The organism is Streptomyces sp. NPDC102406, from assembly GCF_044765725.1.
In the GTDB taxonomy this organism is placed as follows: domain Bacteria; phylum Actinomycetota; class Actinomycetes; order Streptomycetales; family Streptomycetaceae; genus Streptomyces.
Genome location: NZ_JBIWKP010000003.1, coordinates 419452 through 443668 on the forward strand (window position 1 = coordinate 419452; position 24217 = coordinate 443668).

The 24217-nt window shown below is 72.0% G+C and carries 25 protein-coding genes; 9 read left to right on the forward strand and 16 right to left on the reverse strand.

Annotated features, from left to right (window positions below):
- Positions 1–202 precede the first annotated feature (202 nt).
- A complete protein-coding gene (locus ACIRF8_RS15850; RefSeq protein WP_404215075.1) occupies positions 203–1411 on the forward strand; it encodes a S8 family serine peptidase in 1209 nt (402 codons plus the stop codon).
- A gap of 82 nt (positions 1412–1493) precedes the next feature.
- Complete coding sequence (locus ACIRF8_RS15855) at positions 1494–2048, forward strand: DUF1697 domain-containing protein (protein WP_404215077.1); 555 nt, start codon at positions 1494–1496, stop codon at positions 2046–2048.
- Here ACIRF8_RS15855 and ACIRF8_RS15860 read toward each other — a convergent pair.
- On the reverse strand, positions 2032–2898 hold the full coding sequence (locus tag ACIRF8_RS15860; protein ID WP_404215079.1) for an aldo/keto reductase: 867 nt from the start codon (positions 2896–2898) through the stop codon (positions 2032–2034). The genes ACIRF8_RS15855 and ACIRF8_RS15860 overlap by 17 nt on opposite strands.
- Positions 2899–2939: 41 nt before the next feature.
- On the opposite strand from ACIRF8_RS15860, the gene ACIRF8_RS15865 reads away from it, so the two are divergent.
- Together ACIRF8_RS15865 and ACIRF8_RS15870 are read left to right on the forward strand one after the other, a co-directional pair.
- Complete coding sequence (locus ACIRF8_RS15865) at positions 2940–3944, forward strand: ketopantoate reductase family protein (protein WP_404215081.1); 1005 nt, start codon at positions 2940–2942, stop codon at positions 3942–3944.
- 57 nt (positions 3945–4001) lie between these two features.
- Positions 4002–4595, forward strand: coding sequence for a TIGR03086 family metal-binding protein (locus tag ACIRF8_RS15870; protein WP_404215083.1), 594 nt, complete (start codon positions 4002–4004; stop codon positions 4593–4595).
- Here ACIRF8_RS15870 and ACIRF8_RS15875 read toward each other — a convergent pair.
- Positions 4585–5862: an MFS transporter gene (locus tag ACIRF8_RS15875; protein WP_404215085.1), complete on the reverse strand. Its 1278-nt coding sequence runs from the start codon at positions 5860–5862 to the stop codon at positions 4585–4587. The two genes, ACIRF8_RS15870 and ACIRF8_RS15875, sit on opposite strands and share 11 nt — an antisense overlap.
- A gap of 94 nt (positions 5863–5956) precedes the next feature.
- Between ACIRF8_RS15875 and ACIRF8_RS15880 the strand changes: the two genes are divergently transcribed.
- The gene (locus ACIRF8_RS15880) at positions 5957–6937 is read left to right on the forward strand and encodes a helix-turn-helix domain-containing protein (RefSeq protein WP_404215087.1); all 981 of its coding nucleotides are present in this window, start codon (positions 5957–5959) and stop codon (positions 6935–6937) included.
- A gap of 13 nt (positions 6938–6950) precedes the next feature.
- Here ACIRF8_RS15880 and ACIRF8_RS15885 read toward each other — a convergent pair whose 3' ends face one another.
- The 11 genes from ACIRF8_RS15885 to ACIRF8_RS15935 all read right to left on the reverse strand — a co-directional run bounded on the left by ACIRF8_RS15885 (position 6951) and on the right by ACIRF8_RS15935 (position 17149).
- Positions 6951–7691, reverse strand: a complete 741-nt coding sequence (locus ACIRF8_RS15885; protein ID WP_404215089.1) for a sirohydrochlorin chelatase — start codon at positions 7689–7691, stop codon at positions 6951–6953.
- Positions 7692–7699: 8 nt separating this feature from the next.
- Positions 7700–8626, reverse strand: coding sequence for an ABC transporter permease (locus tag ACIRF8_RS15890; protein ID WP_404215091.1), 927 nt, complete (start codon positions 8624–8626; stop codon positions 7700–7702).
- Positions 8613–9404, reverse strand: a complete 792-nt coding sequence (locus ACIRF8_RS15895; RefSeq protein ID WP_404215093.1) for an ABC transporter ATP-binding protein — start codon at positions 9402–9404, stop codon at positions 8613–8615. The genes ACIRF8_RS15890 and ACIRF8_RS15895 overlap by 14 nt, the downstream gene beginning before the upstream one ends.
- Positions 9405–9449: 45 nt before the next feature.
- The gene (locus ACIRF8_RS15900; RefSeq protein ID WP_404215095.1) at positions 9450–10562 is read right to left on the reverse strand and encodes an aliphatic sulfonate ABC transporter substrate-binding protein; all 1113 of its coding nucleotides are present in this window, start codon (positions 10560–10562) and stop codon (positions 9450–9452) included.
- A gap of 226 nt (positions 10563–10788) precedes the next feature.
- Positions 10789–12138, reverse strand: coding sequence for a sulfate adenylyltransferase subunit 1 (locus ACIRF8_RS15905; RefSeq protein WP_404215097.1), 1350 nt, complete (start codon positions 12136–12138; stop codon positions 10789–10791).
- A 2-nt stretch (positions 12139–12140) separates the two neighbouring features.
- Positions 12141–13076, reverse strand: a complete 936-nt coding sequence (gene cysD / locus ACIRF8_RS15910) for a sulfate adenylyltransferase subunit CysD (RefSeq protein WP_404215099.1) — start codon at positions 13074–13076, stop codon at positions 12141–12143.
- Positions 13073–13639, reverse strand: coding sequence for an adenylyl-sulfate kinase (gene cysC, locus ACIRF8_RS15915; protein ID WP_404215101.1), 567 nt, complete (start codon positions 13637–13639; stop codon positions 13073–13075). The genes cysD and cysC overlap by 4 nt, the downstream gene beginning before the upstream one ends.
- Before the next feature lie 4 nt (positions 13640–13643).
- Positions 13644–14354: a phosphoadenylyl-sulfate reductase gene (locus ACIRF8_RS15920; RefSeq protein ID WP_404215103.1), complete on the reverse strand. Its 711-nt coding sequence runs from the start codon at positions 14352–14354 to the stop codon at positions 13644–13646.
- Entirely contained in the window at positions 14351–14530 is a 180-nt protein-coding gene (locus tag ACIRF8_RS15925) for a hypothetical protein (protein ID WP_404215105.1), read from the reverse strand. The genes ACIRF8_RS15920 and ACIRF8_RS15925 overlap by 4 nt, the downstream gene beginning before the upstream one ends.
- Positions 14527–16227 carry a nitrite/sulfite reductase gene (locus ACIRF8_RS15930; RefSeq protein ID WP_404215107.1) on the reverse strand — a complete coding sequence of 567 codons (1701 nt, stop codon included), beginning with the start codon at positions 16225–16227 and terminating at the stop codon, positions 14527–14529. Before ACIRF8_RS15930 ends, ACIRF8_RS15925 begins: the two co-directional genes overlap by 4 nt.
- Before the next feature lie 340 nt (positions 16228–16567).
- Positions 16568–17149, reverse strand: coding sequence for a GNAT family N-acetyltransferase (locus tag ACIRF8_RS15935; RefSeq protein ID WP_404215109.1), 582 nt, complete (start codon positions 17147–17149; stop codon positions 16568–16570).
- Between the two features lie 154 nt (positions 17150–17303).
- On the opposite strand from ACIRF8_RS15935, the gene ACIRF8_RS15940 reads away from it, so the two are divergent.
- On the forward strand, positions 17304–18347 hold the full coding sequence (locus tag ACIRF8_RS15940) for a M4 family metallopeptidase (RefSeq protein WP_404215111.1): 1044 nt from the start codon (positions 17304–17306) through the stop codon (positions 18345–18347).
- Between the two features lie 72 nt (positions 18348–18419).
- Positions 18420–18647 (forward strand): hypothetical protein, encoded by a 228-nt coding sequence (locus tag ACIRF8_RS15945; protein WP_404215113.1) that lies wholly within the window; start codon positions 18420–18422, stop codon positions 18645–18647.
- Positions 18648–18701: 54 nt separating this feature from the next.
- Here the strand turns inward: ACIRF8_RS15945 and ACIRF8_RS15950 are convergent, their stop codons facing one another.
- Both ACIRF8_RS15950 and ACIRF8_RS15955 read right to left on the reverse strand, forming a co-directional pair.
- A complete protein-coding gene (locus ACIRF8_RS15950) occupies positions 18702–19988 on the reverse strand; it encodes a GAF domain-containing protein (protein WP_404215115.1) in 1287 nt (428 codons plus the stop codon).
- A 227-nt stretch (positions 19989–20215) separates the two neighbouring features.
- Positions 20216–21859, reverse strand: a complete 1644-nt coding sequence (locus ACIRF8_RS15955; protein ID WP_404215117.1) for an acyl-CoA dehydrogenase family protein — start codon at positions 21857–21859, stop codon at positions 20216–20218.
- Between the two features lie 115 nt (positions 21860–21974).
- On the opposite strand from ACIRF8_RS15955, the gene ACIRF8_RS15960 reads away from it, so the two are divergent.
- Both ACIRF8_RS15960 and ACIRF8_RS15965 read left to right on the forward strand, forming a co-directional pair.
- Positions 21975–23141, forward strand: coding sequence for a YihY/virulence factor BrkB family protein (locus ACIRF8_RS15960; RefSeq protein WP_404215119.1), 1167 nt, complete (start codon positions 21975–21977; stop codon positions 23139–23141).
- 6 nt (positions 23142–23147) lie between these two features.
- A complete protein-coding gene (locus ACIRF8_RS15965) occupies positions 23148–23861 on the forward strand; it encodes a DUF6597 domain-containing transcriptional factor (RefSeq protein WP_404215121.1) in 714 nt (237 codons plus the stop codon).
- Here the strand turns inward: ACIRF8_RS15965 and ACIRF8_RS15970 are convergent.
- Positions 23840–24208, reverse strand: a complete 369-nt coding sequence (locus ACIRF8_RS15970) for a VOC family protein (RefSeq protein ID WP_404215123.1) — start codon at positions 24206–24208, stop codon at positions 23840–23842. The genes ACIRF8_RS15965 and ACIRF8_RS15970 overlap by 22 nt on opposite strands.
- Between the last annotated feature and the right edge of the window lie 9 nt (positions 24209–24217).

A 24217-nucleotide genomic window follows, 5' to 3' on the forward strand; every position in this document is an offset into this window, starting at 1 on the left:
CGATCCGTCCGGTTTGTTATTACAGAACCTTGTTGAACAAGTCACAGGTGTATGTAGGTCTTGATCTGGTCGCGTCAATCGGTCAGGGTTTCGTCTCAACCCCCGGAGATCTTCCGGAGATTGCCGGGGGCCGCACGAAATAACGCGCCCCCACGCGCGTAGAACATCTTCCCCCCACATCACCAAGAGGAGACCCCTCTTCATGGCACTTCACCAGCGTGCACGCACGATGAAGCTGACCGCGGCCATAGCCACGGCGGCGACGGCGGTCGGCGTGACGGTCTTCACCGGCGGCTTCGCGGGAGCCTCGGCCCCCGCCGAGGGCAAGGTCTACGGCCTCGACGCCCGGGGCGCCGTCTCCGGCAGCTACATCGTGCTGCTCGACGCGAAGGCGGACACCGCCGCCAAGAAGGACCTCGCCGAGGAGTACGGCGGCACCCTGAGGCGGAACTACGCCTCCGCCGTCAACGGTTTCTCCGTACAGGGACTTTCGGAGACCGAGGCCAAGCGGCTCGCCGCCGACAAGTCGGTCGGCAAGGTGGTCCAGAACAAGAAGTTCCACATCGACGCCGTCCAGGACAACCCGCCGTCCTGGGGCCTGGACCGCATCGACCAGACGGCCACCGCCGGTGACGGCAAGTACACCTACCCCGACAGCGCGGGTGAGGGAGCGACCGCGTACGTCATCGACACCGGCGTCCGCGTCAGCCACAAGGACTTCGGCGGCCGTGCCTCCTCCGGCTTCGACGCCGTCGACAACGACGACAGCGCCGACGACGGCAACGGGCACGGCACACACGTCGCCGGGACCATCGCCGGAACCGCGCATGGCGTCGCCAAGAAGGCGAAGATCGTCGCCGTCCGCGTCCTGGACGACGAGGGCTCCGGCACCACCGAACAGGTCGTCGCGGGCATCGACTGGGTGACCGCCCACCACCAGGGCCCCTCCGTCGCCAACATGTCGCTCGGCGGCGGCGTCGACGAGGCACTGGACGCGGCGGTGCGGAAGTCGATCGCCTCGGGCGTCACCTACGCGGTCGCGGCGGGCAACGAGTCGGCGGACGCCGCGACCTCCAGCCCGGCCCGTGTCCCCGAGGCCATCACGGTCGCCTCCTCCACCAAGGGCGACGAGCAGTCGTCCTTCTCCAACTACGGCTCCCTCGTGGACATCTACGCCCCCGGCTCGGACATCACCTCCGACTGGAACACCGGGGACACCGCCACGAACACCATCTCCGGTACGTCGATGGCGACCCCGCACGTCGTCGGCGCCGCCGCCGTCTACCTCGCCGGACACCCCGACGCGACCCCGGCCGACGTAGCGAAGGCCCTCACCGGCGGCGCCACCGCCGACGCCGTCAAGAACGCCTCAGCCGGCACCCCGAACAAGCTCCTGAAGATCGTCGAGTAGCGGCACCCCACGACCGACGGCCGCCGCGCCCGCCCCCACGGGGCACGGCGGCCGTCCTGCCGTTCCTGCCTATCGTGTGCGGATGACGACCAACAGATACGCGGCACTGCTGCGCGGCATCAACGTAGGCGGCAACAAAAAGGTGCCGATGGCCCGGCTGCGACCGCTCGTCGAGGGGCTCGGGTGCACGGAGGTGCGCACCTACCTGCAGAGCGGCAACGTCACCTTCGCCGCGGACGACCGCGACGAGACCTCGCTCGCACGCGCTGTCGAGGCGGCCGTCCACGCCGAGTTCGGCTTCGCGGTGGACGTCGTCGTACGGGACCACGCGTACCTGGCGGCCGTCATGGCGGCGTGCCCCTTCCCCGCGGCCGACCTCCCGGGCACACAGGTGCACGGCACGTACTTCTCGGAGCCGGTGACGGCGGAGCGGTTCGCCGGCCTCGACCCGGCGGCGTACGCCCCTGAGGAGTTCCGGCTCGGCGACCGCGCCCTGTACCTCTACGCCCCCGGCGGCCTCGGCGTCTCGAAGCTGGGCGCCCAACTCGCCCGGCCCGCGCTGAACAAGGGCCTGATCGCGACGAGCCGCAACTGGAACACCGTGGTCAAACTGGTGGAGCTCACGAGCGGGGCGTGAGCGCGTCCAGCCGGTCCATGTCGTCCGCGGTGAGCCGCACGTCCACCGCGCCCAGGTTCTCCTCCAGGTGTGCGAGGGTTCCGGTGCCCGGCGTCGGGCACAGCACGGGGGAGTGGTGCAGCAGCCAGGCGAGAGCGATCTGCGCCGGGGTCGCGCCGTGCGCCGCCGCGATCTCGGCGCACACGGGGTGGCCGGTGAGACCCCCGTTGCCCAGCGGGAACCACGGCAGGAACGCGATGCCGCGCGCCTCGCACAGCCTGAGCAGCGGCTCCGAGACGCGGTCCAGGAGGTTGTACCGGTTCTGCACGGAGACGACCGGGACGATGTCGAGCTCCAGGACCGCCCGCACCTGCTCCGCCGTGACCGAGTCGAGGCCGACGTGCCGGATCTTGCCCGCGTCCCGCAACTCCCGCAGCGCGCCGAGCTGTTCGGCCACCGGCACCCCGGGGTCGAGCCGGTGGAGCTGGTACAGGTCGATGCGGTCCAGGCGCAGTCGGCGCAGGCTCGCCTCGCACATCGCGCGCAGCCGCTCGGGCCGCCCCTCGACGTGCCAGGACTCGGCCGAGTCGCGGACGACACCCCCCTTCGTCGCGATCACCAGCCCGTCGGCGTACGGATGCAGGGCCGCGGCGACCCGCTCCTCGGCCACGTCCGGGCCGTAGTTGTCTGCGGTGTCGATCAATGTCACACCCAGCTCCACGGCGCGGCGCAGCAGCGCGGTCGCCTCCGCGTCGGTGCCGCGCGGGCCCCAGCAACCGGGCCCGGTCAGGTGGACGGTGCCGTAGCCGAGACGGCGTACGGGCAGGTCGGGACCGATGCGGAAGCCTGGCCGGAGTGCGGGATGTGTCATGGCGCGACCGTAACCGACGTGTTCATGAAAAGGTCATCAGCATGCGCTATCTCATCATCGGAGCGGGGGCGGTCGGCGGCGCCATCGGCGGCCGGCTCGCCCAGGCGGGCCACGACGTCGTCCTCGTCGCGCGAGGCAAGCAGTACGAGGCACTGCGCGACCAGGGGCTGACGCTCCGGACCCCGGACGGACCCCACACCCACCGGCTGCCCGTCGTCGACGGACCCGAGGCGCTCGGCACCCTGCACGCCGACGACGTGCTGATCCTCGCAGTGAAGACGCAGGACAGCGCCGCCGCGCTCGCCGCCTGGGGCCCCCGGCCGGTCGCGGGCGGCGGCACCGCGGCCCGGCGACTGCCGCTGATCTGCGCGCAGAACGGCGTGGAGAGCGAGCGGCTCGCGCTGCGCACCTTCCAGCGCGTGTACGCGATGTGCGTCTGGCTGCCCGCCACCTTCGTGGAGCCCGGCGTCGTACGCGCCGACGGCACCCCCCTCACCGGCATCCTGCACCTGGGCCGCTGTCCCGAGGGCAGCGACGACACGGCGCGGGCCGTCGCCGCCGACCTGGAGCGGTCGCATTTCGAGGCACCCGTCGTGGCCGACGTCATGCGCTGGAAGTACGCCAAGCTCCTCGCCAACCTCGCCAACGCGATCGAGGCGGTCTCCGGCGTGCTCACCAGTGAGGAGAGCACCGCCCTGTTCCGGCGGGCCCGCGCCGAGGGCGAGGCCGTGCTCGCGGCGGCCGGGATCGCGTACACGCCGCGCGACGAGGAGGACAAGGCGCGGGCCGGCAAGATCCGGTTCGAGCCGTCCGACAGGACGCCGCGCGGCGGCGGCTCCTCCTGGCAGTCCCTCCAGCGGGGCACCGGCACCATCGAGGCGGACTACCTCAACGGCGAGATCGCCCTCCTCGGCCGCCTGCACGGCGTGCCGACCCCGGTCAACGACGTCCTCCAGGAGTATGCCGACCGGGCGGCGCGGGAACGGCGTCCGGCGGGCGCGACGTCCGTGGCCGAGCTGACCGCGGCGGTCGACGCGCACCGCTGAGCGGCCTGTCGCGTTTGTTCAAGAAGGGCCGGGGTGCCGGGCCGTAGCGTCGGAGCCATGGAAGAACGCATGGACACCGTGTACCCGTACCTCGTCGAAGCCGCCGCCGAGGCCACCCGTGTCGCGGCGGGCGTCGACCCCGACCTGCTCGACGCGCCCTCCCACTGCGGCGACTGGGACGTGCGCGCCCTCGTCGACCACTGGGTGCTGTACACCTCCCACGGCCTCGAACACCGCGCCCGGCGCGCCGAGTTGCCCGAGGAGCTGACCGGCCGGGACTTCGCCGCCGACGAGGACTGGGCCGCGCGCTACGCCGCCCAGCTCGACCGCGCCGTCGCCGCCTGGGCCGCACCCGAGGTCTGGGACGGCACCATCGACCTCGGCTTCGCGCAGCAGCCCGCCCCCGAGGTCGCCGCCCTCATCTGGGCCGAACTCGTCCTGCACGGCTGGGACGTGGCCCGCGCCACCGGCCAGGAGTTCCACGTCTCGGACGGCGCCGCCGCGCTGCTGCTCCACGTGGTCGGCAAGAACGCCGCCCTGTACCGCCGGTACGAGGGATTCGCGGAACCCGTCGAGGTGGCGGACGACGCGTCCGTGTACGCGCGGGCGCTCGCGCTGAGCGGCCGCGACCCCGAGCCCGTCAGGCCCTGACGGGCTCGGCGTGCTCGCCGCGCCACGCGTCCCGCCGTGCCCATCGCACGGCGGGGCCCACCCCGAGGCCCGCCCCGACGAACAGCGCCCCGAGCACGGCCCAGCCCACCGCCCCGTGGTCGATCGCCGTGACCGTGACCAGGGCGGGCGCGGCCATCGTCGCCGCGGCCTGCCCCGAGTTGAACACGCCCTGGTAGACGCCCTGCGCGCGGGCGTCCGCCAGTCCGTAGCCGACGGTCCAGCCGCCCGCCGCCGACAGCACCTCGGCGAGCACCTGCACCACCGCCCCCGCCAGCAGGACCACGAGCGCCCCCAGCGGTGACAGCCCCGCCGTGCACGCGAACACCGCGCACGCCAGCGCAAGCAGCAGCCCCGAGCGGCGCATCGCCCGGACCGCGCCCGGCAGGTCCTCCACGCCCCGGGTCGCCCGTACCTGGAACAGCGCCACCAGCACACAGTTGAGGACCATGATCAAGGCGGCCGACCAGCGCGGCGCGTCCGTGTGCCGCACGATCCACAGCGGCAGCCCCACCTCCAACAGGCTGTACTGGAGCGCCAGTACTGCATTGAGGCAGGTCACGCTCAGGTACGGCAGATCGCGTACCGCCCGCAGCCGGCCCCGCCCGGGCACGTCGTCCACCACCGGGCACCGCGCGGCACCGCCCGGCAGCCGGTGCACCAGCAGCGCGGACACGACGAACGCCACCGCGTCGAGAAGGATCAGCACCGTGTACCCGGCCCTGCTGTCCACCTGGAGGGCCAGCGCACCGAACGCGCCGCCCGCGCCCATCCCCACATTGGTGACCATCCGCAGATGCGCCCGGCCCTCCACCCGCGTCCCGGCGGGCAGCACATCGGCGTACAGCGCGTTGCGCACCCCCATGCTCGCCTGGCACAACGCCGCGTACCCGATCGCCGTCGCCAGGAAGGAGGCGTACGAACCGATCACCGTGTACGCCGCCAGCATCACCCCGCACCCGATCCACAGCGCGGTCAGCACCGGGCGGCGCCCCCACCGGTCCGACGCCCACCCCGCGGGCACCCCCGCCGCGATCCCGAACAGGCCCGCCACGGTCAGGCCCACCCCGACCGACGTGGCGCCGAGGCCGACGATCCGGGTGAAGTACAGAACGCTCACCGGGAAGAACAGGCCGCGCCCGAAGGCGTTGAGGAGCGTGAACAGGGAGAGGCGCAGCAGCAGCGGGTCGGTGGGCAACATCCCGGCCAGACGGGTCGTCCGGGCCGGCCGGGGCGGCGAAGTGGTCATGAGCACAGGAAACCCGGGTTCCGCGGCCCACCGACATTCCTTTAGCGTGCGGCTAAAGGGTCAGGGGCGTGCCAGGGACGTGCCAGGGGGTGACATGATCGAGTTCCGGTTCGTCGTCGGCGACCTCGCCCGTACGTCCTTCGCGTACTCGCCGCTCCAGGAAGCCGTGTACTCCCTGCGCTGCTGGCGCGATCCCGCCCGCTACCCGCACCAGCGGCCGTGGCTGCGCCGGCTCGGCCCCGCCTTCGGCAGGCAGGACACCGAACTGCTCACCGCGCTCGTCGCGCCGAGCCTGTGGCTCCCGGACTTCCTCACCCCGCGCCCGGACCGGCCGAGACCCGCCGTCGAGAGGCAGCTCGCCGAACTCGGCCGCACCCCGCCGGACGTCGTCGGAGCCCAGTTCACGGCGGCGTACGGCTCCGCGCCCCTGCCACCCGTGGTGCGCCGGGGCCTCGCCGACCCGGCCGCCCTCCTCGCCCGGATCGTCGCCGCCCTGGACGGCTACTGGCGGGACTGCCTCGCCCCGGACTGGTGGCCGCGCGTGCACGCCGTCCTGGAGGCCGACCTCGCCCACCGCGGCAAGATCCTCGCCGAGGAGGGCGCGGGCGGCCTCTTCGCGAGCCTCGACCCGCGCCTGAGCTGGAGCGGGGAAGTCCTCACCCTGGTCAAGAAGTTCGACCGGCACCCCTGGCCCGAGGCCGACATCGAGATCGGTGGCCGGGGCCTCGTCCTGATCCCCACCATGTTCGCCCTGGGCGCGCACACCAACATCGACCCGGTGCTGCCGCCGCTGCTCAGCTACCCGGCCCGCGGCCGTGCCACCATCTCCGAGACCCCGCCGCCGGCCACCGGTGAGGCCGTCACCCGGCTCCTCGGCGCCGCCCGCGCCCGCCTCCTGCACCTCCTGCGGGAACCGGCGTCCACCACGGAACTGGCCCACCGCCTCGGCGTCACCCCGGGCGCGGTCAGCCAGCACCTGTCGGTCCTGTACGACGCGGGGCTGCTGACACGGGCCCGCTCCGGGCGGAGCGTGCGGTACGTACGCAGTGAACTGGGGGAGCGGCTGTGCGGCTGACCGGACCGGCCCTTCAGGCCCCGAGCGCCGCCAACTCCGGTACCAGCGCCTCCTGATAGCGGTGCAGCAGCACCCGCGCCACCTCGGGCGCCGGGCCGAGCACGTCGGCGAGGACGTCCGCCCCGGCCGCGCCGCGCGCGATCCGGTCCGGCAGGCGGCCCGGGGCCAGGACGTAGGGGGCGACCGCGACCCGGTCGCAGCCGAGGGCGCGCAGCTCCCGTACGGCGTCCTCCGTGCGGGGCAGGGAAGCGGAGGCGAACGCAGGCCGCACGGCGCACCAACCGGTGTGCCGCCACTCCCGCGCGATATCAGCGATCACTGCGATCGCCTCCGGGTCGGAGGAGCCCGCCGAGGCCAGCACGAGACCCGTCGTGGGCTTGTCGCCCGGGGTGAGCCCGGCCTCGTACAGGCGCCGCTCCAGGGCGGAGCGGAGCAGGGGCGACGGGCCGAGGACGCCGGCCTGGCGGATCCGCAGCACGCGCGGGGCCTCGCGCAGCACCGCGGGGATGTCGGACTTGGCGTGGAACGCGCGGGTCAGGAGGAGGGGGAGGGCGACGACATCGCGGACGCCCTCCGCCGCCAGGGACTCCAACACTCCCCGCACGGAAGGGACGTTGAACTCCAGGAACGCCGTCTCCACCCGCACGCCGGGACGCTGTGCCCGCACCTCGCGCACGAGGGCGTGCACGGTCGCGGCGTGCCGCGGGTCGCGGCTGCCGTGGGCGATGACCAGGAGGGCGGGCGGGTGGTGCACGGTCCGGCTCAACTCTTGACGAGGAGGCCGCGGCTGCGCAGCACGCGGCGCTCCAACGGGCTGAAGATCAGCAGGTCGATGACGATGCCGACGATCAGGATGAGCAGGATCGCCAGGAACACCATGGGCATGGAGGAGGCGTTGCGGCCGTTCTCCAGGAGCTGGCCGAGGCCGACGCCCAGATCGGGTGAGGACGCGATGATCTCCGCCGCCATGAGCGAGCGCCAGGAGAACGCCCAGCCCTGCTTGAGCCCTGCCAGGTAACCGGGCAGGGACGCCGGCAGGACGATGTGCCACAGGCCGCGCACCCCGGTGGCGCCGAGCGTGCGGCCCGCGCGCAGGAACAGCGGCGGCACCTGGTCGACGCCGGACACCAGACCGTTGGCGATCGAGGGGACGGCGCCGAGCAGGATGACCGCGTACATCATGGAGTTGTTCAGGCCGAGCCACAGGACGGCCGGGGGGACCCAGGCGACCGACGGCAGGGACTGGAGGCCGGAGAGGATCGGGCCGATCGCCGAGCGCACGAACTTCACCCGCGCCACGAGCAGACCGAGCGGTGTGCCGATGACCAGCGCGAACAGGAAGCCGAGCAGGCCGCGCGAGACGCTCGTCCAGATGTAGCCGAGCAGTTCGCCCTTGAGCCAGGCGGTCCGCACCTCGTCCCAGACCGCGGACGGCGCGGGCAGCTTCGTCGGATCGTCGACGACCTTGAAGGAGACCAGCGCCTGCCACACCACGAGCACGACGAGGACCGCCGTCAGCGGGGGCAGGATCTTCTCGCGGAACGTCCGGCGGAACGGGACACGTCCGGTGTCCACGCTCTCCAGGGCGTCGAGCCCCGCCTCCAGGCCCGCCAGGTCGTCCTTGCCGGTCCGGGCGGGACCGGTCTTCTCGACCTCGTCGACGGTGGCCGTCGGTTCAGTCCTTGCCATGACGGCGGATCTCCCCACGCAGTTGTTCGGTGATCTCGACGGACAGCTCGGCCACGTCCGCGTCCTCGATGCGGCGCGGCTGCGGGATGTCCACCGTCCACTCGTGGGCGATGCGCCCGGGCCGCGACGACAGGAGCACCACCCGCTCGGCGAGCCGCACCGCCTCGCGCACGTTGTGCGTGACGAACAGGACGGAGACGTTGGTCTCGCGCCAGATCCGGGTCAGCTCGTCGTGCAGCACGTCCCGCGTGATCGCGTCGAGCGCCGCGAACGGTTCGTCCATCAGCAGCAGTCCGGCGTCCTGGGCGAGCGCCCGCGCCAGGGCCACCCGCTGGCGCATGCCGCCGGACAGCTCGTGCACGCGCTTGCCGTACGCGCCGTGCAGCCGGACCAGTTCGAGCAGTTCCTCGGCGCGCGTGCGCCGCTCGTTCTTCGCGACTCCCCTGAGCTTCAGGGCGAGTTCGATGTTCTTGCCCGCGGTCAGCCACGGGAAGAGGGCGTGCTCCTGGAACATCAGGGCCGGCCGGCCGTCCGTCGCGATGGTGCCCGCGGACGGCCGGTCGAGCCCGGCCACCAGGTTGAGCAGCGTCGACTTGCCGCATCCGGAGGCCCCCAGGAGCGTGACGAACTCGCCCGGCGCGACATCGAGCGTGATGTCGTCCAGGACGAGCTGGGGGCCCGCCGGTGTGGCGAAGGACTTCGAGACGTGCTCGATCCGGGCCGCCCTGCCGCCCGTCGCGGTGGCGGAGTCGCCCGCCTTGGCCAGAGTCGTCGCCATGGTCGTCACCTCCTGGGAATCTCGTGAACTCGGCTCGTGCTCGGGCTACTTGACGCCGAGACCGGCGTCGTCGACCTTGGTGCCGCCCTCGGCCGCGAGGACCTTGTTGAGCGGCTTCAGGTCGTAGATGCCGGTCAGGTCCGGCTTCTCCAGGAGGCCCGCCTTCACCGCGTGGTCCGCCTCGGAGTCGAGGGTCGCGGCCAGCGGGTCATCGGTGAACTCGATGGACTTCCACGCCGGGTCGAGCACCTTCGCCGGGAGCGCCTTGCCCGAGTCCGACTCCAACTGCTTGTTGGCGGCGGCCTTCGCCTCGTCCGGGTTCTCGTTTATCCACTTGTTCGTCTTCACCGAACCGCGCAGGACCGCCTCGACGACGTCCGGGTGCTCCTTGAGGAACGACTGCTTCACGATGATGTTCGTGATGACGAACTTCTTGTCCGGCCACAGGTCCGCCTCGTCCAGCAGCACCTTGGCGCCCTCGGCGACCAGCTTGGACGCGGTCGGCTCCGGCACCCACGCGCCGTCGACGGAGCCGGACTTGTAGGCGTCGGGCGTGATCTTGTTGTCCGTGCGGACCACCGACACGTCGCCCTTGCCGGAGTTGGCGTCGACCTTCCAGCCCTTCTCGGCGATCCAGTTCAGGAACGCGACGTCCTGCGTGTTGCCGAGCTGCGGGGTGGCGATCTTCTTGCCCTTGACGTCGTCCAGGGACTTGATCTTCTTCGGGTCGACGACGAGCTTCACGCCGCCGGAGGCCGAACCACCGATGATCCGGAGGGACTTGCCCTGCGACTTGGTGTAGCCGTTGATGGCGGGGGAGGGGCCGATCCAGCCGATGTCGATGGAGCCGCTGTTGAGCGCCTCGATCTCGGAGGGTCCCGCGTTGAAGACCTGGTACTTCGCCTGCGTGCCCTTGAGCTCCTTCTGGAAGAAGCCCTTCTGGTTGCCGACGAGGGCGGTGCCGTGGGTCAGGTTCCCGAAGTAACCGATCTTCACGGTGTCCGCGGAGAGGGCCTTGCCCTTGGCGGAGACGTTCTCCTTGGAGCTGTCGTCGCTGTCCGAGCCGTAGCCGCAGGCCGTCGCGGTGAGCGCGAGGAGCGGCAGGGTGGCGACGGCGAGGAGGCCACGGCGCGTAAGGGTGGAACGGTTGGCAGGCACGGGAGGTCTTCCCCTCGTTGGCCCGGCGGTCACGCGGTCAGGGCGTGGCCGGGAGGTCGGCAGATCTTCGTCTTCGTCGTACGGCGTGGGGGGTGTGGGCGCGCAAGCGGTGCGCGTACGTCATCGCGCACATCGCGCGACCCCGCCCTGTCCGCTGCCGAGGGCGCCGCTGCCGACGCGACCGCCCTCTTTCGCGAACGTGCCGTAGTAGTCGATGGAGGTCATGTCAGAAGTCCCAGCCGTCCTCGTCGACGACGGCGGCCGGCGTCTCGGCGGTGGCGAACGCCTCGCCGGCCATCCCGGCCGCGAGCGTCGTCCCGTCCGCCGGGTCGATCAGCAGGAACGAGCCGGTGCGCCGCGAGTCCGCGTAGTTGTCGAGCGCCAGCGGCTCGGCGGTGCGGATCTTGACGCGGCCGATGTCGTTGGCGACGAGCTGCCCCGGCTCGGGGTGCTGGGAGAGGTCGTCGAGCGTGAGCCGCGACGGGATCTCCTTGACGATCGCCTTGACCGTGCGGGTGGTGTGCTTGAGCAGCACCCGCTGGCCGACGGCGAGCGGCGTGTCCGCGACGTGGCAGACGGTCGCCTCGACGTCCTGCGAGGTGGCGGGCGCGTCGTGGCTCGGCACGATCAGGTCGCCACGCGAGACGTCGATGTCGTCCGCCAGGAGGAGGGTGACGGACTGCGGCGTCCACGCCACGTCGACGGACGTGCCCAGCAGGTCGATCCCGGCGACCTTGGACGTCCGGCCGGAGGGCAGTACGGTGACGGACTCGCCGACCCGGAACGTGCCCGCGGCGATCTGCCCCGCGTACCCCCGGTAGTCGGGGTGCTCGGCGGTCTGCGGCCGGATCACGTACTGCACGGGCAGCCGGGCGTGGCAGCCGGTGAGGTCGTGGCTGACCGGGACCGTTTCCAGGTGTTCGAGGACGGTCGGGCCGCCGTACCAGTCCATGTTCGCGGAGGGCTCCACGACGTTGTCACCGGCGAGCGCGGAGATCGGGATGGCGGTGATCTCCGGGACGCCGAGGCCCACGGCGTACGCGGTGAACTCCTCGGCGATCTTCGCGAAGACGCTCTCCTTGTAGTCGACGAGGTCCATCTTGTTGACCGCGAGAACGACGTGCGGGACGCGCAGCAGCGCGGCGACCGCGGCGTGCCTGCGGGTCTGCTCGATGACGCCGTTGCGGGCGTCGACCAGGACCACGGCGAGGTCGGCGGTGGAGGCGCCGGTGACCATGTTCCGGGTGTACTGCACGTGGCCGGGGGTGTCGGCCAGGATGAAGCGGCGCCGGGGCGTGGCGAAGTAGCGGTAGGCCACGTCGATGGTGATGCCCTGCTCACGCTCGGCGCGCAGGCCGTCGGTGAGCAGCGCGAGGTCCGGCTCGGCGGCGCCGCGCGAACGCGAGGCGGACGCTACGGCCTCCAACTGGTCGGTGAGGACCGATTTGGAGTCGTGCAGCAGACGGCCCACGAGCGTGGACTTGCCGTCGTCGACGGAGCCGGCCGTGGCGAACCGCAGCAGCGTGGTGGCCGAGAGTCCGGCCAGCTCTTCGGTGGTGGTGCCGGTGGTGCTCATGTCTAGAAGTACCCCTCGCGCTTACGGTCTTCCATCGCGGCCTCGGACATCTTGTCGTCGGCGCGGGTGGCACCCCGCTCGGTGAGACGGGAGGCGGCGATCTCGACGATGACCTTCTCGATGGTGGTCGCGTCCGAGTCGACGGCGCCGGTGCAGGACATGTCGCCGACGGTGCGGTAGCGCACCTGCCGGGTCTCGACCGTCTCGCCCTCCTTGGGGCCGCCCCAGTCACCCGCCGTCAGCCACATGCCGTTGCGGCTGAACACCGGACGCTCGTGGGCGTAGTAGATCTGCGGCAGGTCGATGTTCTCGCGGGCGATGTACTGCCACACGTCCAGCTCGGTCCAGTTGGACAGCGGGAAGACGCGGACGTGCTCGCCGGGCGCGTGGCGGCCGTTGTAGAGCTGCCACAGCTCGGGGCGCTGGCGGCGCGGGTCCCACTGGGAGAACTCGTCACGGAGGCTGAACACGCGCTCCTTGGCGCGCGCCTTCTCCTCGTCGCGGCGTCCGCCGCCGAAGACCGCGTCGAACCGCTCGGCCTGGATCTTCTCCGTGAGCGGGAGCGTCTGGAGCGGGTTGCGGGTGCCGTCCGGGCGCTCCTTGAGCACCCCGCGGTCGATGTAGTCCTGCACGGAGGCGACGTGCAGCCGCAGGCCGTGCTCGGCCACGACGCGGTCGCGGTACTCCAGGACCTCGGGGAAGTTGTGCCCGGTGTCGACGTGCAGCAGCGAGAAGGGGATCGCGGCCGGGGCGAACGCCTTCAGCGCCAGGTGCAGCATGACGATCGAGTCCTTGCCGCCGGAGAAGAGGATCACCGGCCGCTCGAACTCGCCCGCCACCTCGCGGAAGATGTGCACCGCCTCGGACTCCAGGGCGTCCAGGTGGCTGAGCGCGTACGGGCTGTCGGTCTCCTCGGAGACGGTCACTACGGTCGTCATGCGGCGAGACCCCTTTCGGTGAGCAGCGCGCGGAGCGCCGCCGCGGACTCCTGCACACTCTGCTGGTGCGACTCGATGCGCAGGTCGGGCGATTCCGGTGCCTCGTACGGGTCGTCGACCCCGGTGAGCCCGGTGAGCTCGCCCGCGGCCTGCTTGGCGTAGAGGCCCTTCACGTCGCGTTCGGAGCAGACCTCCACCGGGGTGGCGACGTGCACCTCCAGGTAGGCGGTGCCGCCCTCCTGGTGGCGCTTGCGCACCGCCTCGCGGCTGTCCGCGTACGGGGCGATGACCGGGACGAGCGTCAACACGCCGTTGCGGGCGAGGAGTTCGGCCAGGAAGCCGATGCGCCGCACGTTGGTGTGCCGGTCCTCGCGGCTGAAGCCGAGGCCCGCCGAGAGGTACTCGCGGATCTCGTCGCCGTCGAGCACCTCGACGCGGTGGCCCTCGGCGCGCAGCGTGTCCGCCAGTGCGTAGGCGATGGTGGTCTTGCCGGCGCTCGGCAGACCCGTGAGCCAGATCGTGGCTCCGGTCACTTGCTTCTCCAAAGTCTGTATACGGCCCATGGGTTCAGCCGTGGATTCCGCACTCGGTCTTGGCCCGGCCCGCCCAGCGTCCGGCGCGGGCGTCCTCGCCCTCCAGGAGGCGGCGGGTGCACGGGGCGCAGCCCACGGACCCGTAGCCGTCCGTCAGGAGGGGGTTCGTGAGGACGCCGTGCTCTTGGACGTACGCGTCGACGTCGTCCTGCGTCCAGCGGGCGATCGGCGAGACCTTGACCTTCTGCCGCTTCTCGTCCCAGCCGACGACCGGGGTGTTCGCGCGGGTCGGGGACTCGTCGCGGCGCAACCCCGTCGCCCACGCGGCGTACTTGGCCAGCCCCTCCTCAAGGGGCTTCACCTTCCGCATCGCGCAGCACAGGTCGGGGTCGCGGTCGTGCAGCTTCGGGCCGAACTCGGCGTCCTGCTCGGCGACGGTCTGCCGGGGCGTGAGCGTGATGACGTTGACGTCCATCACGGCCTCGACGGCGTCGCGGGTGCCGATGGTCTCCTCGAAGTGGTATCCCGTGTCGAGGAAGACGACGTCGACACCGGGCATGGCACGCGAGGCGAGGTGGGCGACGACCGCGTCCTCCATGGACGAGGTCACGCAGAACTTCTCACCGAAGGTCTCTGTCGCCCACCGGAGGATCTCCAGGGCGGAGGCGTCCTCCAGGTCGCGCCCGGCCTGCTCGGCGAGCGCCTTCAACTCAGCAGTGTCCGAGGTGACGTGAGCTGTCGTCATATCTGTTCCCCTCCACCGTCGTTGCGCTGAACTCCTCGGGCGAGCAGCCCGAGGAACTTCAACTGGAAGGCTCGGTTGCAGGCGCCGCATTCCCAGGCGCCGTGACCTTCTTCGTTCGGCCGAAGGTCCTCGTCGCCGCAGTACGGGCAGTAGAAGGGGGCCGCTCGCTCGCTCATGACAGGGCCTCCTCGGAGGCGCGGGTGGTCCAGGTGGCGAACCGCTCGCCGTCCTCGCGCTCCGCCTGGAAGCGCTTGAGGACCCGCTCGATGTAGTCGGGCAGCTCCGCCGAGGTGACCTTCAGACCGCGCACCTTGCGGCCGAACCCGGCCTCCAGGCCGAGCGCGCCGCCGAGGTGCACCTGGTAGCCCTCGACCTGCTCGCCGTTCTCGTCGAGCATGAGCTGCCCCTTGAGACCGATGTCCGCGACCTGGATACGGGCGCAGGCGTTCGGGCAGCCGTTGAGGTTGATGGTGAGCGGTTCGTCGAACTCCGGGAGGCGGCGCTCCAGTTCGTCGATGAGCTGGGAGCCGCGCGCCTTGGTCTCGACGATGGCGAGCTTGCAGAACTCGATGCCGGTGCAGGCCATGGTGCCGCGCCGGAACGTGGAGGGGCGGGCGGTGAGGTCGAGCGCCTCCAACCCCTCCACCAGCGAGTCGACCCGGTCCTGCTCGACGTCGAGGACGATCATCTTCTGCTCGACCGTGGTGTGGACCCGGCCGGAGCCGTGCGCCTCGGCCAGGTCGGCGATCTTGGTGAGCGTGGCGCCGTCGACGCGGCCCACGCGCGGGGCGAAGCCCACGTAGAACCGGCCGTCCTGCTGGCGGTGCACACCGATGTGGTCGCGCCACTGCTGCGAGGGCTGCGCCGGGGCGGGCCCGTCGATGAGCTTGCGCCCGCCCAGGTACTCGTCCTCAAGGACCTGGCGGAACTTCTCCGGCCCCCAGTCGGCGACCAGGAACTTCAGACGGGCGCGGGTGCGAAGGCGGCGGTAGCCGTAGTCGCGGAAGATCGAGATGACGCCCTCGTAGACGTCGGGCACGTCGTCGATCGGCACCCAGGCGCCGAGGCGTACCCCCAGCTTGGGGTTGGTGGACAGACCGCCGCCGACCCACAGGTCGAAGCCGGGGCCGTGCTCGGGGTGGACGACGCCGACGAACGAGACGTCGTTGATCTCGTGCACCACGTCCAGGAGCGGCGATCCCGAGATGGCCGTCTTGAACTTACGGGGCAGGTTCGAGTACGCCGGGTTGTTCAGGACCCGGCGCTTGATCTCCTCCAGGGCCGGCGTCGCGTCGATGATCTCGTCCTCGGCGATGCCCGCGACCGGCGAGCCGATCATCACGCGCGGGGTGTCGCCGCAGGCGGTGACGGTCGACAGGCCGACGGCCTCCAGGCGGTTCCAGATCTCGGGCACGTCCTCAATCCGGATCCAGTGGTACTGGACGTTCTGCCGGTCGGTGATGTCGGCCGTGCCGCGCGCGAACTCCTGCGAGATCTCGCCGATGACCCGGAGCTGCCGTGTGGTGAGCCGTCCGCCGTCGATGCGCACGCGCAGCATGAAGTACTCGTCGTCCAGCTCCTCCGGCTCCAGGACGGCGGTCTTGCCACCGTCGATCCCGGGTCGGCGCTGGGTGTACAGACCCCACCAGCGCATGCGTCCGCGCAGGTCGTTGGGGTCGATGGAGTCGAAGCCGCGCTTCGAGTAGATCGTCTCAATGCGTGTCCGCACATTGAGACCGTCGTCGTCCTTCTTGAACTGCTCGTTGCCGTTGAGCGGCGTGTGGTGGCCCACGGCCCACTGGCCCTCGCCGCGGTGACGGCTCACCTTGCGGCGGGGCGCGGCGGCAGCAGGCTTTTCCGGGGTGGCGGCCATGGATGTACGTCCTTCACAACAAGCTGGCTCAGGCGGCTCTGACCAGCACACTTCGCGCAGGGCGCGGCGGTGCGCCAGGAGATCAGGTGAGGTGGGGAAACGTCGGCGGTGCTGGTTCTCTCAGCGCGCCGGACAGATGGCGCTGGACATGCGGCCGTAGTCGACGTGCCGTCGACTCACCAAGGCGATTCCAGCTTCAGACATGACGGAAGCGTGTCATGGGACTTTGGGCCCGGTCCACCATCGTCCGTCATTCGGACGCAGATGTCCCACATGGTGGACTCTGGTGGCGCCGATCACACGCCGGGCCGGAGAAAAGTCGGTTACGCCCGCAATCGCGTCAGGCGGACGGGAACGCGCCGGGCCACGGACCCGGAGCAGCCGCTTCCGGTTCCTCGGCCGTCTCCGTCCTGAACAACCGGAACCCGCGCCGCTCGTAATTGGCCATCGCGTGCTCCCCGTCGAGGCTGCACGTGTGCAGCCACACCCGCTTCGTGGGCGTCCGCTCGGGCCACCGTTCGGCCAGGTCCCAGGCGCGGGCGATCCCGTACGAGAGCAGGTGTCCGCCGATCCGGCGCCCGCGGAAGGCCGGGATGAGACCGAAGTAGACGATTTCCACGACACCGTCGTCCTGCGCGTCCAGCTCCACGTAGCCGGCCGGTGTGCCCTTCTCGTACGCGACCCAGGTCTCGGCGCCGGGCCGGCCGAGCTGCTCCTGCCACTGGGCGTACGTCCAGCCGAGCCGGTCGATCCACTTGATGTCGCCGCCGACGGACGCGTAGAGGAAACGGCTGAACTCCGGCGAGGGGACCTCGGCGCGCACGACGCGCACGTCGTCGCCGGCGGGCGGGGTCGCGGGCCGCATGTCGGAGGGGGACGTCTGCTCCAGCGACCAGGTGGTGACGGTGATGTTGCTGCTCATGCGGCCATGGCATCACGAGGGGCGGGTTCCGGCCAAGGTCGTCCGGAACGCGAACTCCGTCATGACGCGGCCTGGTCAAGTCGGCCGGTGCTGCGGGAAGATCCCGCAGCGCGACGCCACCCCCCGCATCCGGCTCACGCGAAGGATGTTCCCGATGTCACGCCCGAAGCCCCGCCGCACACCCCGCGGCCTGCTCGCCGCGGCCACCCTCACCGTGGCCCTCGCCACGCTCGCCTCGCCCGCCCTCGCCGCGCCCGCCGCCCCCCGGGCACGGATCTTCATGGTCAACCCGGTCCAGTCGTCCGGCGACCAGTCGCTGACCGACGCCAAGGACGCGGCGGCGGCCGTCCCGGACGCGGACTACGCCACGGCCGCGCTGCGCAACCTCGACGGCAGCGGCGGCCTGTCCGGCAAGTGGGCCTACGTCAGATCGGACACCGGCGCCTCGGCGGACGTGGCCACCGCCGGGACGTACACCCGCCACGACGACCGGTTCGAGCAGGTCATGGCGTACTTCTGGGTCAACGAGGCGCAGGAGTACCTCCAGTCCCTCGGCTTCGGCACCGAACTGCCCGGGGCCAACGACCGCGCCCAGCCCGTCCGCATCGACCAGTGGGGCGCCGACAACTCCTTCTTCACCGACAAGAAGGCCGAGATCCGCTTCGGCAAGGGCGGCGTCGACGACGCGGAGGACGCCGAGGTCGTCGTCCACGAGTACGGCCACGCCGTGCACAACGCCCAAGTCCCCGGATTCGGCACGTCGTCGGAGGCGGGGTCGATCGGCGAGGCGTTCGGCGACTACCTCGCGGTCGAGGTCGGTACCGCCGCCGACGCCAAGTACGGCTGGCCGAGGAAGACCGACCTGGCCTGCGTCGCGGACTGGGACTCGGTCTCGTACACGAACACCACTCCGCACTGCCTGCGCCGTATCGACACCGACAAGACGTACGCGGACAAGGTCGGCGAGGTGCACGCGGACGGTGAGATCTGGTCGCGGGCCCTGTTCGACATCCGGGGCGCGCTGGGCGCACGGGCGGCCGACCGGATCATCGTGAACGCCCAGTTCGGCTTCGCGCCGGACACCAGCTTCTCCGCCGCCGCCACGAAGACGATCGCGACGGCGCAGGAGATGTACGGGGCGACCGCGGCGAAGGCGGTCCGCGAGGCGTTCGCGGACCGGGGGATTCCCGGGGCGTGAGGTGAGGCGCGGGGCCGTGCCACCCGCACGGCCCCGCCGCGTCGGGGCCGTCGGCTGTGCAGCGCGGCATCGATGGACGACAGCGGCGTCGCGAACAGCACGCGCTCCGGGATCGCCGGTTCCTTCCACTCCTCGGCGGAGTTCCCCGCCCACTCGGTCAGCGTCCACACCTTGCCGGTGCTCTGCCAGTACGACATCGACTCGGTGCGCTTGCCCCAGCAGGCGTACGCCCGGTCGGTGCCGCAGTTCGCGGCGGCCTCGTCGACGTCGGCGTGGCCGCTGCCGTCGATGCCGAGGTAGCCGGGGCGCTCAACGACACCATCCAGAGCTTGTGTGAACATGCCCTACCGGTGCTCAGCCCCGTGGCGTCCGTGCCCTGACCACCGCAGGGGCCGCCGAGTGCGGCAGCAGCTCCCGCGGGTCGTCCGGCAGCACCACCTCCACCTCCGCGTCCTCCAGGAAGCGGTACGGGCGGTGCGACAGCAGGCCGCCCAGGTAGCGGCGGACGCGGGACATCTCCGCGCGCACCGTCACCGTCCGCGCCGGGTCCCCGAACAGGTCCTCCGCGAGACCCGCCGCACTGCGCCCGCCGCGCCGGCAGGCCAGCAGGTACAGCAACTCGGCGTGGCGCGGGCTCAGTTGGTGCGTCCAGGAACCCGCCGCGCCCGACACCTCCACCGTCCAGCGGCGCGGCCGGCTCACGTCCAGGCGTATGCGGGTCCCCGCGAGGGGCTGCGGTGCCGCGTCCACCAGGAGCAGCCAGCCGCCGGGCAGCGGCGCCACCTCGCAACGGCCGAGCGACGGCACCCAACAGGGCCCCTCGGTGAGCGACTTGGGCAGCGCCACCCGGTCGGTCAGCGGCATCCCGGTGACGGCGGCCGTCCATCCGTTGCGATCGACGGCCAGCGCCCGGCCACCCATCCGCGCGAGTGCGGGCGCCGCCACCGCGCGCAGCCGCTCCAGGGCGCCCACGTGCTGCTCGCGCAGCCGCGCCTCCGCGAGCTGCGCCACCGACCGCACCCACGACAGCGTCGCCGGATGCATCGTCTCCAGCGGGCCGCTGACGTCCACCACACCGAGCAGCCGCCCGTCGCGCGGATCCCTCACCGGCGCGCCCGCGCACGTCCACGGATCGTGCGACTGCACGAAGTGCTCGGCGGCGAACACCTGGACGGGCCGCCCGGTCACCAGCGGCGTCCCCACCCCGTTCGTCCCGACGACGTCCTCCGCCCAGAGCGCGCCCACCTCGAACCCGAGCCGGTCGCCCTTGCGGAGCACCCCGGGGTGCCCCTCCCGCCACAGCAGCCGGCCGTCGGCGTCGCTGACCACCATGATGTGCTGCGCCGCCTCGGCCACCGTCACCAGCGCCTCGCGCAGCACCGGCAGGACGGACAGGAGCGGCGAGGACCGGCGCCGCTCCTCCACCTCGTCGGCGCCGAGCAGCCCCGAGCGGATGTCGCGGTCCGGATCGACGCCGACGCGCAGCATCCGGCGCCAGGACTCGCCGATCTCCGGGCGCGGCATCAGCGGCGGGCGTTGCCCGGCGAGCATCGCCTCCCGTACACCCTTGAGCAGGCGGGAGGCGAACGCCGTGTCCATCGCGGTCAACCGCGCCAGATCGATCGTCGAGTCCTTGTTCATGCCTGAATCCTCGGTTTGCGGAGAGTTACACCTATCGTGCGCCTCCGCGTCGCGGCAAGAGCGACGTGGTCCGCACCGTTGCAACCCCCTGCAACCCTGGCGAACAGCTGTACGGCGATTGAAACTGACACCAACGCCGCCCCGGCGGCGTTCAAGCTCCTCAAGGGGCCTGAGAGGCGGGGATGGTGCCGTGTCGGCGCAGCATCATCCCCGCACCCGGGAACCCCTCAGGACACCGGGCGGGCCCGTTCCACGATCTCGGCGAGACCCAGCGTGTGCGGCAGCGTCCCGAACGCGGCGCCCCCGTCCCCGCCGAGCCGCGACGCGCAGAAGGCGTCCGCCACCTCCGCCGGCGCGTACCGCACGAGCAGCGAGCCCTGGAGCACCAGCGCGATGCGCTCCACCAGACGCCGTGCCCGCGCCTCGATGCCGTCCAGGTCGCCGAGCTCGGTCAGCAGGTCCTTCACGGCCGTGTCCAGGCGGTGGTCGGCGCCCCGGACCGTCCCGACCTCCAGCAGGAACGCGTTGAACGCCGTCGGTTCGCGTTGCAGCGCCCGCAGCACATCGAGGGCCTGGACGTTGCCCGACCCCTCCCAGACCGAGTTCACGGGCGACTCGCGCAGCAGCCGCGGCATGCCCGACTCCTCCACGTAGCCGTTGCCGCCTAGGCACTCCAGGGCCTCGGCCACGTGGGGCGTGCACCGCTTGGTCACCCAGTACTTGGCGGCGGGCACGGCGATGCGCAGGAACGCCCGCTCCCGCGCGTCGCCGCCCTCCGCGAGGTCGTACGCCGCCGCGAGCCGCAGCGCCAGCGTCGTCGCGGCCTCCGACTCCAGGGCCAGATCGGCCAGCACGTTGCGCATCAGCGGCTTGTCGACGAGCTTCGAGCCGAACGCCTCGCGGTACGTGCAGTGGTGGACCGCCTGCGCCACCGCCTGCCGCATGAGCGCCGCCGAACCCAGGACGCAGTCCAGGCGGGTCGCCGCGACCATGTCGATGAGGGTGCGCACCCCGCGCCCCTCGTCCCCGACCCGCCGCGCCCACGTGGAGTCGAACTCGACCTCGCCCGACGCGTTCGACCGGTTGCCCAGCTTGTCCTTGAGCCGCTGGATCGCGAACGGGTTGCGCGCCCCGTCCCCCAGGATGCGCGGCACGAGGAAGCACGTCGGCCCCCCGTCGGCCCGCGCCAGCACCAGGAACCCGTCCGACATGGGCGCGGAGCAGAACCACTTGTGCCCGGTGAGCGCGTACGCCCCGTCCTCCGCGAGCGCCACGGCACGCGCCGTGCCGGCCCGTACGTCGCTGCCGCCCTGCTTCTCCGTCATCGCCATGCCGAACAGCGCCCCGGCCTTCTCCGCCGCGGGCCGCAGCCCGAAGTCGTAGACGGTGGAGGTCAGCCGGGGCTCCCACACCGCGGCGAGGTCGGGCTGCGCGCGCAGCGCGGGCACCGCCGCGTGCGTCATCGACAGCGGGCACAGATGGCCCGCCTCCACCTGCGACCACACCAGGAACGCCGCCGCGCGCCGCAGATGGCCGCCGGGGCGCGTCCACGCCGCCGTCAGCCCCGCGGAGACGCCCTTGCCCAGCAGCCGGTGCCAGGCCGGATGGAAGTCGACCTCGTCGACGCGGTGGCCGTAGCGGTCGTGGGTGCGAAGGACCGGCGGGTGGGCGTTCGCCAGGCGTCCCCATTCCTGCGCCTGGTCGGAACCCGCCGCGCGGCCCAGGGTCGTGAGTTCGGACCTGGCCTCGTCCAGGAGATCCGGGTCCAGATGCCGCTCCAGGCCCTCGGTGAGGGCCCGGTCGGCGGCGAAGACGTCGTATCCCGCCAGGGGCGGAGGCTGATTGGTGACCGTGTGTGTGCTGCCCGACATGACAGCGAACCTACCGGCGAAGCGCGCGGCGGCGTCGCAGGGAGCGAGCGCACGGGCCGTCGCGAACAGCGGGCCTCGGGCCGGTACCCCTTCCGGTGGCGGATACCTTTAGGGCGTGCAGCCAGCAAGTGAATCCCCTCCACCGCCGTCCGGGCGCCTCCACCGGGCCCGCGTGCTCTACGAGAACGTCTCCAAGCGCAGGACCGCCTGGCTGTTGCTCAAGGACACCGTCAACTCGTGCATGGAGTACCGCATCCTGGGTCTCGCCGCCGAGGCGGCGTTCTTCACCCTGCTCTCCGTCCCGCCGCTGCTGCTGTCCCTGGTGGGCCTGCTCGCCTACGTCGACGCGTGGACCGGCGCCGACACGATCGCGGGCGTGCGCGACAACATCCTGGAGGCGTCCCGCACGGTCCTCACCGACCAGGGCGTGAAGGAGATCGCCCAGCCGATCCTGGACGACGTCATCAAGGGCGGCCGGCCCGACGTCATCTCCATCGGGTTCCTCATCTCCCTGTGGTCCGGTTCGCGGGCGGTGTCGACGTTCGTGGACACGGTGACCGTCATGTACGGCCTCGACGGTGTCCGCGGCATCGTCAAGACACGGCTGCTGGCCTTCCTGCTCTTCCTCATCGGTCTCGTCGTCGGCTCGGTGGCGCTGCCGCTGATGATCGCGGGGCCCGACGCGGTGATCGGCCTCGTCCCCTGGTCGGAGACGCTCGTCCAGATCCTGTACTGGCCGGTGGTGCTGGTCCTGTCGGTGGCCTTCCTGACGACGCTGTACCACGTGTCGGTCCCCGTGCGGTCGCCGTGGATCGAGGACGTGCCCGGCGCGCTGGTCTCCCTCGCCATGTGGATCCCCGGCAGCTTCCTGCTGCGTCTGTACCTCACCAACACCATCGAGGGGCCCACGATCTACGGCTCCCTCGCGGCGCCCGTCGCGGTCCTCCTGTGGATCGGCGTCTCGGCGTTCGCCGTCCTCGTCGGCGCCGCGGTCAACGCCGCGATCGACCGGGTCTGGCCGTCGGTCGCCACGGCAGCGGCCCGCGCCTCGAACGAGCGGGTCAGGACGGCGGGGGCCGCCGCGCACTACCTGGCCCGCGGATCCGCGCGGCCGGTACCCCGGGCCGGTGACCCCGATGCCGACGACCCCGACGACCCCGACATGCCGTCGGAGTTCCCCGAGCGCTGGTCGAAGTTCCTGCCCCCCGAGGACGTCACGTCCCGCCTGCGCACGCACGTACGCCGGCACGGGGACGCCCCGGACGAGGACGAGGACGAGTAGCGGCGCATGACCGGGGCCTACGCGGAGCGGACGAGCCAGGTGCCCGGGGCGGTGCTGTGGACCCGTACCGTCGCCGGGCCCGCCGCCGGGGCCGTGCTCCCCGACGGCTGCATGGACCTGATCTGGAGCGAGGGGCGGCTCTTCGTCGCCGGGCCCGACACCCGCGCCCACCCCACCGGCACGGACGCGCCGGCCCGTTCCTACGTGGGCATCCGGTTCGCCCCCGGTACCGCGCCCGCCTACCTCGGCGTACCCGCGCACGAACTGCGGGACCGGCGCGTGGAGCTGGCGGCCCTGTGGCGCGGCGCCGACGCCCGCCGCCTCGCCGAGCGCGTCGACGCCGCCCCCGACCCCGCGACGGAACTGGAGCGGGCCGCCGTCCGCCTGGTGGCCGCCGCCGCCCCGCCCGACCCGCTGCTCGCCAGGGTCGTGGCGGCCCTGGGTGCGGGTCGCGGCGTGGCCGAGGTGGCCGACATGACGGGGCTCAACGCCCGGCTTCTGCACCGGCGTTCGCTGGCCGCCTTCGGCTACGGGCCCAAGACGCTCGCCCGGGTGCTGCGGCTCCGGCGGGCCCTGGCCCTGGCCCGCGCGGGCGTCCCGTTCGCGCAGACCGCCGCCCGGGCCGGTTACACGGACCAGGCCCATCTGGCGCGGGAGGTGCGGGCCTTGACGGGCTCCACGCTCGGCGGGCTGACCCGTCAGGCGAACAGATCGACCTGATGGCCGTCCGGGTCGCGCACGACGGCGTAGCGCTGCCCCCACACCGCGTCCCACGGCTTGCTCTCCCCGTGGTGCCCGGCCTCGGTCAACGTCGCGTACGTCGCGTCGACCCCGGCCGCGTCACCGCAGTGGAAGGCGAGCGCGATCCTGCCCCGGCCCCTGTCCGCGCCGCTGTCGTCGGGGTCGAACATGAGCCGGATGCCCCCGGGCAACGTGGCCTCCACGTGCGGGAGTTTCTCGGCGCCCGCCGGGAAGGTCAGTCCCAGGAGGCGGTAGAACGCGAGCGAGGCGGCGAGATCGGTGGAGCTGATTCCGATGGCGTCCATCCGGACGGTGCTGTCAGTCATGCCGCCACC

Coding starts and splice junctions, on each gene's coding strand:
- ACIRF8_RS15850 (WP_404215075.1), top strand. CDS start 203: ATGGCACTTCACCAGCGTGCACGCACGATGAAGCTGACCGCGGCCATA.
- ACIRF8_RS15855 (WP_404215077.1), top strand. CDS start 1,494: ATGACGACCAACAGATACGCGGCACTGCTGCGCGGCATCAACGTAGGC.
- ACIRF8_RS15860 (WP_404215079.1), bottom strand. CDS start 2,898: ATGACACATCCCGCACTCCGGCCAGGCTTCCGCATCGGTCCCGACCTG.
- ACIRF8_RS15865 (WP_404215081.1), top strand. CDS start 2,940: ATGCGCTATCTCATCATCGGAGCGGGGGCGGTCGGCGGCGCCATCGGC.
- ACIRF8_RS15870 (WP_404215083.1), top strand. CDS start 4,002: ATGGAAGAACGCATGGACACCGTGTACCCGTACCTCGTCGAAGCCGCC.
- ACIRF8_RS15875 (WP_404215085.1), bottom strand. CDS start 5,862: ATGACCACTTCGCCGCCCCGGCCGGCCCGGACGACCCGTCTGGCCGGG.
- ACIRF8_RS15880 (WP_404215087.1), top strand. CDS start 5,957: ATGATCGAGTTCCGGTTCGTCGTCGGCGACCTCGCCCGTACGTCCTTC.
- ACIRF8_RS15890 (WP_404215091.1), bottom strand. CDS start 8,626: ATGGCAAGGACTGAACCGACGGCCACCGTCGACGAGGTCGAGAAGACC.
- ACIRF8_RS15895 (WP_404215093.1), bottom strand. CDS start 9,404: ATGGCGACGACTCTGGCCAAGGCGGGCGACTCCGCCACCGCGACGGGC.
- ACIRF8_RS15905 (WP_404215097.1), bottom strand. CDS start 12,138: ATGAGCACCACCGGCACCACCACCGAAGAGCTGGCCGGACTCTCGGCC.
- cysD (WP_404215099.1), bottom strand. CDS start 13,076: ATGACGACCGTAGTGACCGTCTCCGAGGAGACCGACAGCCCGTACGCG.
- cysC (WP_404215101.1), bottom strand. CDS start 13,639: ATGGGCCGTATACAGACTTTGGAGAAGCAAGTGACCGGAGCCACGATC.
- ACIRF8_RS15920 (WP_404215103.1), bottom strand. CDS start 14,354: ATGACGACAGCTCACGTCACCTCGGACACTGCTGAGTTGAAGGCGCTC.
- ACIRF8_RS15925 (WP_404215105.1), bottom strand. CDS start 14,530: ATGAGCGAGCGAGCGGCCCCCTTCTACTGCCCGTACTGCGGCGACGAG.
- ACIRF8_RS15930 (WP_404215107.1), bottom strand. CDS start 16,227: ATGGCCGCCACCCCGGAAAAGCCTGCTGCCGCCGCGCCCCGCCGCAAG.
- ACIRF8_RS15935 (WP_404215109.1), bottom strand. CDS start 17,149: ATGAGCAGCAACATCACCGTCACCACCTGGTCGCTGGAGCAGACGTCC.
- ACIRF8_RS15940 (WP_404215111.1), top strand. CDS start 17,304: ATGTCACGCCCGAAGCCCCGCCGCACACCCCGCGGCCTGCTCGCCGCG.
- ACIRF8_RS15945 (WP_404215113.1), top strand. CDS start 18,420: ATGGACGACAGCGGCGTCGCGAACAGCACGCGCTCCGGGATCGCCGGT.
- ACIRF8_RS15950 (WP_404215115.1), bottom strand. CDS start 19,988: ATGAACAAGGACTCGACGATCGATCTGGCGCGGTTGACCGCGATGGAC.
- ACIRF8_RS15955 (WP_404215117.1), bottom strand. CDS start 21,859: ATGTCGGGCAGCACACACACGGTCACCAATCAGCCTCCGCCCCTGGCG.
- ACIRF8_RS15965 (WP_404215121.1), top strand. CDS start 23,148: ATGACCGGGGCCTACGCGGAGCGGACGAGCCAGGTGCCCGGGGCGGTG.
- ACIRF8_RS15970 (WP_404215123.1), bottom strand. CDS start 24,208: ATGACTGACAGCACCGTCCGGATGGACGCCATCGGAATCAGCTCCACC.